This window comes from Metabacillus herbersteinensis (assembly GCF_042433335.1).
GTDB lineage: Bacteria > Bacillota > Bacilli > Bacillales > Bacillaceae > Metabacillus > Metabacillus herbersteinensis.
Window position 1 is genome coordinate 1 of sequence record NZ_JBHLVO010000055.1, and the last position, 10,279, is coordinate 10,279.

8 protein-coding genes and 1 pseudogene are annotated in these 10,279 nt (G+C 37.6%); all 9 read right to left on the reverse strand.

What is annotated here, in order from left to right; translation table 11 throughout:
- Positions 1 to 326: pseudogene (locus ACFFIX_RS26985) on the reverse strand (group II intron reverse transcriptase/maturase); the annotation flags it as partial.
- A gap of 632 nt (positions 327 to 958) precedes the next feature.
- A complete protein-coding gene (locus ACFFIX_RS26990) occupies positions 959 to 2,356 on the reverse strand; it encodes an NCS1 family transporter (protein ID WP_378939650.1) in 1,398 nt (465 codons plus the stop codon).
- A 147-nt stretch (positions 2,357 to 2,503) separates the two neighbouring features.
- Entirely contained in the window at positions 2,504 to 3,892 is a 1,389-nt protein-coding gene (gene allB / locus ACFFIX_RS26995; protein ID WP_378939652.1) for an allantoinase AllB, read from the reverse strand.
- A 295-nt stretch (positions 3,893 to 4,187) separates the two neighbouring features.
- Positions 4,188 to 4,859 (reverse strand): GntR family transcriptional regulator, encoded by a 672-nt coding sequence (locus tag ACFFIX_RS27000; RefSeq protein WP_378939654.1) that lies wholly within the window; start codon positions 4,857 to 4,859, stop codon positions 4,188 to 4,190.
- A gap of 465 nt (positions 4,860 to 5,324) precedes the next feature.
- The gene (locus ACFFIX_RS27005) at positions 5,325 to 6,530 is read right to left on the reverse strand and encodes an NAD(P)-dependent malic enzyme (protein WP_378939656.1); all 1,206 of its coding nucleotides are present in this window, start codon (positions 6,528 to 6,530) and stop codon (positions 5,325 to 5,327) included.
- Between the two features lie 175 nt (positions 6,531 to 6,705).
- The gene (locus ACFFIX_RS27010) at positions 6,706 to 7,494 is read right to left on the reverse strand and encodes a class II fructose-bisphosphate aldolase (protein WP_378939658.1); all 789 of its coding nucleotides are present in this window, start codon (positions 7,492 to 7,494) and stop codon (positions 6,706 to 6,708) included.
- Between the two features lie 151 nt (positions 7,495 to 7,645).
- Positions 7,646 to 8,896 carry an allantoate amidohydrolase gene (locus ACFFIX_RS27015; protein ID WP_378939659.1) on the reverse strand — a complete coding sequence of 417 codons (1,251 nt, stop codon included), beginning with the start codon at positions 8,894 to 8,896 and terminating at the stop codon, positions 7,646 to 7,648.
- Between the two features lie 272 nt (positions 8,897 to 9,168).
- Positions 9,169 to 9,699 (reverse strand): thiol peroxidase, encoded by a 531-nt coding sequence (gene tpx / locus ACFFIX_RS27020; RefSeq protein WP_378939661.1) that lies wholly within the window; start codon positions 9,697 to 9,699, stop codon positions 9,169 to 9,171.
- Between the two features lie 218 nt (positions 9,700 to 9,917).
- A partial coding sequence (locus ACFFIX_RS27025; RefSeq protein ID WP_378939663.1) for a thiamine pyrophosphate-dependent enzyme occupies positions 9,918 to 10,279 on the reverse strand: 362 nt, incomplete at its 5' end.

Genomic DNA, 10,279 nt, shown 5'->3' on the forward strand with positions numbered 1-10,279 from the left:
CCATAACTGAATTCACTGAACTGCTTTTCAAATATCGGACTGAGTACTTGATGAATGGCTTGTTGAACGACTCTATCCACTACTGTTGGTATTCCCAGTTTGCGCATCTTGCCATTTTCTTTTGGGATCTCCACTCTTAAGGCAGCTTGTGGCTGGTATTTTCTTGTTCTGATGCGCTGACACAACTCATCCTTGTTCTCTTTCAGATATTGCTTTAGTTCTTCGACTGTAACTCTATCGACCCCACTTGCACCTTTGTTTTTATAGACACGTAAGTAGGCTTCATTCATATTTTGATTACTTAGAATCTGTTCTAAAAGTTCCACACTCGTTTCTCCTTTCCTCTCACGTAGTAAGTGATAGCTCCATTTTGGATACCCTTTGAGATACGCTCATACTTTCACCATTAACACATTCGGAGTTCGTCACTTACGCATTCGTGGCGTAGAAACACTATAAATTGTTCAGCCCTTCATGATTTTATTTCACTACTATGGCTTCTGCTGACTTCTGGCGGCTAACCTTTTTCGACTGTACTTCTGTACATCCGCAAGATCTCCCAGGGTAAGACAACTATCTTTCCTCTTTTACTCGCCTGATTTACTCTACAAAGTTACGCACATCTTTTGGACTTTGACTTGTCTTGGAGCCTCATCCCTTTATAGAACCTTAGTATCAGATTTCTGTTCGTCGAGCCAAGATTTTATTCCACGCTTCCTCCAGCCCTTACCTCACGATAAGTACCTTGCGCTTCCTTAGTGGTTGGTCGATGTGTACCCCCACAGTGGACTTTCACCACCTAGATCGTTGCCATGCCTGGCACACAAGAAAAAGGACTGGAGATATCTTCAGTCCCTATTTAATAGTTGAAGTTGTCACTACATGTTTTATATAAATTAATAAACAATCAGTCCTTTATCTCTAACTTATCCATTTAATTGCATCAACAAGTTTACAATTATTTCTCAAATATCGTACCCTTTTTGAATTTTGAATCTTTAAATGCAAACTTCATTAGAAGAATATATACAATACCTGCTACAACAACGCCGATAATCCATGCCAGTTCCACTTTTATAAAAGCGGCCCCGGCGCCGATAAGCATTGCAAGGATCGCTGCTGGATTATATCCGGTAAATGGACCGTCTTCCTTGTATAAATCTTCAACATTTACTTTTTGCTTTCTTAATAGATAATATTCGATTAATAAAATAGAAACAATCGGGCCTAAAAATGCAGAATATATAAGAATGAACATACCAAGACCCTTTGCCGAAGAATCCTGTACAAGCAACCAAGGGAATGAGGCGAAAGCAAGCAGTCCGGTTATGGTAACAGCAGGTTTAAATTTTAATTTTGTAAGCAATGTAATAACATAGGTCGGTGGAATAATATTGGCAACCATGTTTACTGCAACCGCTCCCAAAACTATAAATGCGGATACAAAGAGTGTAATATATGAGTTATCTACCACTATTGCAAACGCCTTCACCGGATTAGTGATGCCTGTTGCAGAAGCAAGCATTGCCCCGATTGCAAGTGTCAAGCCGTACGCTATTAAAATAGGCAGAAAGTATAAAAACCCGCGTTTTGTGTCGCTAATACCAGATTTTAGTTCTCTTGAATAGTCCGCTGCACTTAAAAAGATAGCAGCATAATTTCCCATAAACATCATTATGAATGCAAAGAACGGCAAGCCCCATGTGCCTTCTGCATGAACCCATCTTTCTGTAATAACAGCGCTATGGGATGTTAGAAGAACGCCAAATACGTAGAGAAGAGCTAGTACAATAACAATAGAAGCAAGTGTTTCCACCCATTTAATGGCATGGAAGCCGTACAGTGACAGTCCAATTTGCACCAATTGAAGCACTACAAAGCAAATGGCAACATTATCAAAGGCGCCGCCGGTAATAATCTTCGCAATTTCATTTAATGCTGTACCGCCAATCCAGCTTTGAAAACCATACCAAACGATGGCGGGAATACCTCGCAAAAGTGATGATATGATGGAGCCTTTCACCCCGAAGGACATTCTAAGCTGTACAACATATGGTATTCCCGTTCTGTATCCGAGCCTATCATTTAAAGCAAAAACAGTTGAAATGATACCAATTGCTATAATAGCTGCGGCAAATGTTTGAAAGACGTTTAGCGTTGCAATTCCCGCTACAACCAAACTAGCTCCAAGCGTCATATTTCCCAAATTAACGCCGTCCCCAACCCACATAAAAATATAGTCTATCGGACTTACCGTCCTATCTTTATCGGTTTTCGGATTAAGTGATTCATCCACACCCGTATCATGTTGGATCTGTGTCTCTGGTGTAACGTAACTTTCTAAATTTGCAGACATTGTACACCCAGCTCCTTTTTTTCATTGTTTGTCGTATTCCTGATAATGCATAGGTTTAACAGCAATAAGCGACCGGATTGGATATCCCCGATATTGCTTTGTCTATTATCTTTTTATGCCTCCTTGTCCTTATAGCCTTTATAGAGTTTATAGCGTTATAAGTTCTGACTTTTTATTGTAGGTAACCAATTGTCCTATAGGCTCGCCTACAATGCCTTCATTGACATCAAAAACAAGATTTCCCCTGACAAATGTTTTGGTTACACGGCAATTAATTTTTCTGCCGACGTATGGGCTATGTTGATGGCGGTAATATAGATCCTCTTTTTGGACAACATATGATTGGTTTGGATCTACAAGGATGATATCTGCATCCTTCGATACTGCAATTTCCCCTTTACTTGGTAAATTAAAGCGTTTCGCAGAGTTTGAAGCAATCATTCGGACAAAATCAGTTACTGGAACATTGCGCTTAAGAACAGCTTCATCAAACATTAGGTCGACGTTGTTTTGGCATCCCGAGATACCACCCCATACTTCAAAAATATTATTGTTTTCACTATATTTCATCTCAATTGGACATGGCGAATGGTCAGAAGTTAACATATCAATTTTGCCTTCAATCAATTTCTGCCAGAGCTTTTCTTGCTCTACTTCGTCACGCAATGGTGGTGAACATTTGGCGACTGGACCAATTTCCTCAAATTGAGCTGTTGTAATTGTGAAGTAATGCGGACAGGATTCGACAGTGACATCTTGGCCTTCGTTTCTTGCTTTAATAATTTCCTCAACTGCTTCCGCTGTACTGATATGGACAAAATGCAGTTTACAGCCGGTCTCTTTTGCTAAAAATAATGCTCGTTTTACGGGATCCACTTCCGTAAATACCGGGCGTGAAGCTACATAATCTGTGGCGGTTATTTTACCTTGTTTCACCATTTCCTGGCCCATCCGATCGGTAATCACGGCATTTTCAGCATGGATGGACAATACATGACCAAGCTCAGCTAATTTCTTCATACCCATATATAATGTATAATCATCGACGTTTTTGAAATCATCCGGAAGATCTGTACCGCATGTTGCCATGAAACACTTATATGCAACTACACCTTCATCAGAAAGTTCTTTCAATTTATCAAGATTACCTGGAACAAGCCCACCATATAATGCATAATCCACATAGTTTTTTCCTTTTGCTGTATCTATCTTTAATTGAAGCGCTTCGCGGTCAACTGTTGCAGGAAGTGCGTTTAATGGCATATCTACATAACTCGTGGTGCCTCCGGCAGCTAATGCTTTAGTTCCTGTAACAAATCCTTCCCATTTGGTCCGGCCTGGTTCACAAATATGGACATGTGTGTCAATCATACCTGGCATGACATATTGGCCTTTAGCGTCAATAATCTGGGCAGCTTCGTTATCTATTGTTTCAGCAATTGCAGAAATTTTCCCGTCTTTTACGGCGATGTCTACACTTTTCACTTCATCCCTAAAAACCACTTTTCCACCTTTAATAATAAGATCATATTTCATGCAAATTCCTCCAAATATAAATTTTTGTTGGTTACAAACAATGTTTTCGTTGCTTTATGAACAACGTTGTTTCTACTAAGGAATAAAAAAATTAGACATTTTTAATATGAACGCTATTTGATTAGCATCACCTCCTGCAAGGTTAGTTAATGAAGTAATTCTTCTCCCTCACAAGAAGTTACATGTGCAGGGTTAGAAGGAGAAGAATAAATAGTATAGAAAGTAAAACTCCGATATATTATAGGAACCTGATTAGACCAAGGGAGGAAGCGCTTACAAATTGTGCGATGATAAATTACTGTTGTCGAAAGATTTCTGGCAAAGATGTGGGAATCTGAAGCTTCTCACTAAAATGAAGGTTATCTTCAATTTCTCTTAAATGTTCAACGGATAGTCTTTCAGCTAGATCTTCATCTCTTTGCTTAATAGCGTTGAAGATATGAAGGTGATGGCAGCAGGCACTTTTTTCTTCCTGACCTCTTCCATAAATTGAAATAATCACATATGTTAAGGAAATTAAGTCTTCTAGGTATTGATAAAAATAAGAATTTCCTGCCATTTCAGCTATTTTTAAATGGAATTCTCCCGACATTTGTATAGCTTCAATATAGTCGACATGTTGGTATGTATTTAGTTCCTCTTCAACCATCTTCTCAAGTTCACGCAGCTGCTCTTCTGTAGATAAAAGACACGCTTTTCGAACTGCCTGAGCTTCGAGGATTCGTCTCATTTCAAATACTTCTTTTGCCTCTTCTACTGATGAACACGAGACAAATGCCCCTTTATTTTCAATTATTTTTACTAACCGTTCATAGGACAATCTGCGAAGTACGTTACGGACTGGAGTTCGACTTACCCCAAATGATTCTGCAATTTCTTTTTCAACTAATTGCATATTGATGCGAAGTTTCTGCTGAATGATCGCCTGTTTTATCTTTTTATAAATTTCTATTTCTTTCGAATTCATCAGCATTTCCCTTCTCCACTTATAGAGCACAATATTGGATTCAAGATTGTATACAATTCATTATATAAAATAGCATACAATATACTTTTTTAATTTGCAACTCTTTTCTGAAAATTGAATTTATTACCATACTATAATGTTGATAGATTTTATAAGCTTAAATCAAACAAGAATATCCAATAACTTGGACTCTATGCCATGAACTCCTTTATAATACTCAGGATACATTGAAGCAGCTATTTTGCATGATTACATCCTCACATTTAGTGTCTTTTTCAATTATTCTTATAACAAGTGCATTAGTCCTTCAACTATTTTATCGATTAACTATATTTTAACTAACTGTAAAGCCATAACCGTTTAACATATATGCTCCATTCACCATAAACTCCCCCTAATGAATTATTGGAAACATTATAGACCAGATCCATAACAAAACGGATCTGGCTTACTGGAAGTTCTTCTCTAAACAATCTTTTCTTGTTCAATCTCCAGCTTACGTGCGACGCCTGTTTTGATCGCAGCATCAGCAACAGCATTTGCTACTGCTTCTACTACTCTATTATCGAACGCATGAGGGATTACGTAATCACAGGTAAGCTCTTCAGCTGTAATCAAGTTAGCGATTGCATAAACTGCCGCCAATTTCATTTCTTCATTAATTTCAGATGCGTGTACTTGTAGGGCTCCTTTAAAAATCCCTGGAAAAGCGAGCACATTGTTTACTTGGTTTGGCATGTCAGATCGGCCTGTTCCAACAACTGCTGCTCCAGCTACCCTTGCAACCTCTGGCATAATCTCTGGTATCGGATTTGCCATCGCAAAAATAATCGCATCTTTATTCATCGACTGCACCATTTCAGCTGTTACCGCTTCAGCAACAGATACACCTACAAACACGTCATTCCCTTTTATAACCTCATCCAAGAGACCCTCAACATTGTTCTTATTTGTATGCTCTGCAATCGATTCCTTCATAGAATTCATTCCATTTTTACGACCTTTGAAAATTGCACCCTTTGTATCACACATGATGATATCTTTAACACCCATACTTAAGAGCAATTTAGTGATGGCAATACCCGCAGCGCCTGCACCATTTACAATAATTTTCGTGTCCTCGAGTCGTTTACCCACAACCTTTAACGCATTTATTAATCCAGCTGCTGTCACAATCGCTGTTCCATGCTGGTCATCATGAAAGACTGGAATGTTCATCTCCTTTTTTAGTCTTTCTTCAATAATGAAACAATTAGGTGCTGAAATGTCTTCTAAATTAATTCCGCCAAATGTGGGCTCTAATGATTTTATAGTTTGAATAATTTGTTCTGGATCATTTGTGTTTAAACAAATTGGAAACGCATCAATATCGGCGAATGCCTTAAATAAAGCTGCCTTTCCTTCCATAACTGGCATCGACGCAGCACCACCGATATTACCTAAACCTAATACTGCAGATCCATCAGAAACAACGGCTACTAAGTTACCTTTAATGGTATAATCATAGATTTTATCAGGATTCTGATAAATTTCTTTACAAGGCTCTGCTACCCCAGGAGAATAGACTAAACTCAAATCATGAGAATTATCTACAGTAACCTTAACATTCACACTTAACTTTCCTTTGAACTGTTTGTGAAGTTCCAGTGACTTTTCTTTTAGGTTAATCATATCTTCAACTCCTATATAATTGATGTTATCAATTCATGACTTTTTATCTTCTACGCGTATTTTTATTAGTAGGTAAGCAGGAACTTTTATGCATCAATTTATTGCAACAATACTCTTTGGCGGTTAGAAAATAGTTTTATATATTTCTCCATTACTTCTTTCATTTCTATTTGCATCAATTGATTAATATCTGAGAGATGCAATATTTTTTTTCATTAAAACTACTTTCAAAATGGTTCTTTAAAAAATTTATTGCTGATATTGATATTTCAGTGTTAACATTAATTTTACAAATTCCACTATTAATCATTTGGATTAATTTATCCTCAGGAGTACCAGAACCTCCATGTAAAACTAGTGGTACGGTAATCAAATCTTTAATTTCCTTCAGTCTAATTAAGTCGATTTCCGGTATTCCTTTATACATTCCATGGACTGTGCCTATAGCGGGTGCAAAAAAATCAATTTGCGTTTTTTCCACAAACTCTTTAGCTAGAACAGGAATTGTTAGTATGTTATCCCCATCCTCTTCATCAGAATGTTCACCCTTCGATATTGAACCAAGCTCAGCTTCGACAGACACACCAGCCATATGAGCGAGCTCACATATTTCTTTCGTTTTTTGAATATTTTCTTGAAATGGCAATTTTGACCCGTCGAACATAACCGAAGTGAATCCGTATTTAATAGCTAAAATGATCGATTCTTTTTTGTAAGCGTGATCTAAGTGCAAACCAACTGGAACTTTGGCTTTATCGGCAATTTTTTTAGCCATCACCGCAAAAACCTCAAGGTCAAGATATTGTATATACCGCTCCCCTAATGCAAGAATAACAGGGAGTTTCGCCTTTTCCGCAGCCGTGACCGCAGCTTGTGCAGTTTCTAAATTGTAGACGCTAAAGGCTGAAACAGCATAATTATTCTTCTGTGCATCTAATAAAATTTCTTTCGTATCTTTTATCACTCTACTACCCCTTTAGTATGCATCTTTTGCCATCTTACGAGAGTAATATCCTTGTCATAGGAACACCCAAGATGTGAAAGCTGGGCGATCAACTGACCGTAAGTACCCAGTTGGTTAACTAACCATCAGGAAACTTCACCAGTTTCACTTATCATTTACCAGCCATTTTTAGTACCGTTAAATACATAATTTCAGCGCCTGCTTCCATATCTTCAAGCGTTACAAATTCGTCAGGGTGGTGGCTCAGACCATCACGGCAACGAACAAAAATCATGGCAACTTCCGTTAGGTCTGCCATTGCTACAGCATCATGACCAGCGCCGCTAATTAGACTTAAGGCTTTTCCACCATGCTCCTTAATACTTAATTCGATAATCGAATTAAATTTCTCAGAGCATTTTACAGGCGGTGCTTCCATCACTGTCTCGAATTTAATTGTTAAACCTCTAGAATCACATATACTTTTACTTTTTTCTAGAATAGTGTTAACCGCGATTTGTTTTCTTGCTTCGTTAATGTCACGAATATCTAACGTACCTTTCACTAAACCTGGAATAACATTGCTCGCACCAGGGTGAACAGATAACTTCCCAACAGTCGCCACTAAAGGCTCGTGTTTTTTGGCTACGCTTTCAATTAAGCAAATAATTTCACTTGCTCCAACTAAAGCGTCCCTTCTTATTGGTATCGGTACAGTACCAGCATGACCTGATTTCCCTATAATTTCAAAAGATAACCTTGTTACACCAGCTATACCTGAAACAAAACCAACTGCCTCATTCTGCTTCTCAAGTACTGGACCCTGTTCAATATGTAATTCTAGATAGCCAAGGACATCTTCTTTTGACTTCTTTGCCAGCATATATTGTTGAGGATCAATCCCTATTTGGGTTAAAGAATCAGCAAGCGTAATCCCACTTTCATCTGCTCGTTGCAAATCATATTCTGTAAAAGTGCCTGCAAGTGCTTTACTTCCAAGATAAGTAGCGTGAAATCTTACCCCTTCTTCATCACAAAAACCTACAACCTCGATCGGATGTTCTAAAACAATTCCATTCTCAAACAGAACTTTAACTACTTCTATTCCTGTAACGACACCAAGCATTCCATCATATTTTCCACCTTCAATCACTGTATCAAGATGAGAACCGATGATTAACACAGGAGCACTAGGATTCTTTCCTTCATATCTACCAATAATATTATTGAGGCCATCCTTGCGAACCTTCATGCCCGCATCAATCATCCATTTTTCTACAAGTAATTCCGCACGTATACCTTCCTCTGTAAAAGGTAATCTTGTGACTCCAATTGATGAACTAGAGCAACAAGCTAAATCTTCAATTCTTTGATTTATTCTATTTGCATTTATTTTTTGTTGCAGCTTTCCCAAAGGGTTCACTTCCTTATTTCCTTTTTTGATAAAGTGAAGCTTCCATCAGTTTAGATGAAGAAATCCCTATTGATAGTTAGAAACTTAGTTCTTATGGGCGGAAGAACGGGATTAATTATACAGGCGAAATCATGTTGCTTATTAAAAAAGCATTGTTTTCCATATGATTAAAATTATCATGTTATATATTCATTTTTCAATATTCTACGACTATGTGCACAAGAACATTGCAAGGTCTAGATCGACCCTGCTACGTTCTACCTTCTATTCTTAAACGTAAACTATTTTACTAATTGTAAAGCTTCTTTTACCGCTTCTAGTGCTTTTTGATAATCAGGATAATCTGTCGTTTCTTGTACATATTCTACATAGGTCACTTTGTCATTAGCATCAACAACAAATACGGCACGACAATTTAGCCGTAGCTCCTCTATGTGTGTACCATAAGAGCCCCCAAATGACATATTAAAATGATCGGACAATGTCTGGACATTAGACAGTCCTGCACCACCACACCATCTTTTTTGTGCAAATGGTAAATCTGAACTGATGACTAATAAGGTAACGTCATCTCCAAAGCTAGATACTTTTTCACTAAAGTCACGTGTTTCTTTATCACAAACAGGGGTATCAAGTGATGGAACAGTTATGATTAACCGAACCTTCCCACTAGTATCTTTGAGGTTTATTTTTGAAAGATTATGATCACTCACTTCAAAATCTGGAGCTTTATCTCCTACTTGAACCTCTGGTCCGATAAGAGTTACTGGATTGTTTTTTAACGTCACAACATTTGAGCGTCTGTTTGTCATTTGATCTCACTTCCATTCTTAAATTTTATAACAATTCCAAAATTAGAGTTTGCGATAGACTTGTTAATGATAGAAATTCAGCTATTCGAAATTTTTTCTTGTTTATATCCTATATTAGTAAGTGATGTGTAGCGAGACTAGAAGTAATCGGTGATTCACCAATTACTTCTATTTAACGTTTCGCACATATCAAAGCACAATCTGTTACTAAAAAGCTATTATTTTTTAGAATATTCGAAACCGTCAAGTGCTCCGTTGTTAGAGAATCCACATTGTGTAGTTGGATCTACTACAACTTCAATCAAATAAGGTTTTCCTGAATCAACAGCACGTTGTAGAGCTGGTTTGATATCATCATAATGAGTAACAAGCTCACCACGAACACCCATTCCTTCAGCAGTTTTAACGAAGTCGATTCCGCGTTCTTCATTATCACATAATTCGTTTTTGTAAATTAAATCTGTAGAAATTTGACGCTCATCGTAGAACCAGTTTTGTTGTTGACGGATTAACCCATATAATGAGTTGTTCATACAGAAGATAATTACTGGAATATCATGTTTTGCAGCTGTAGCGATAT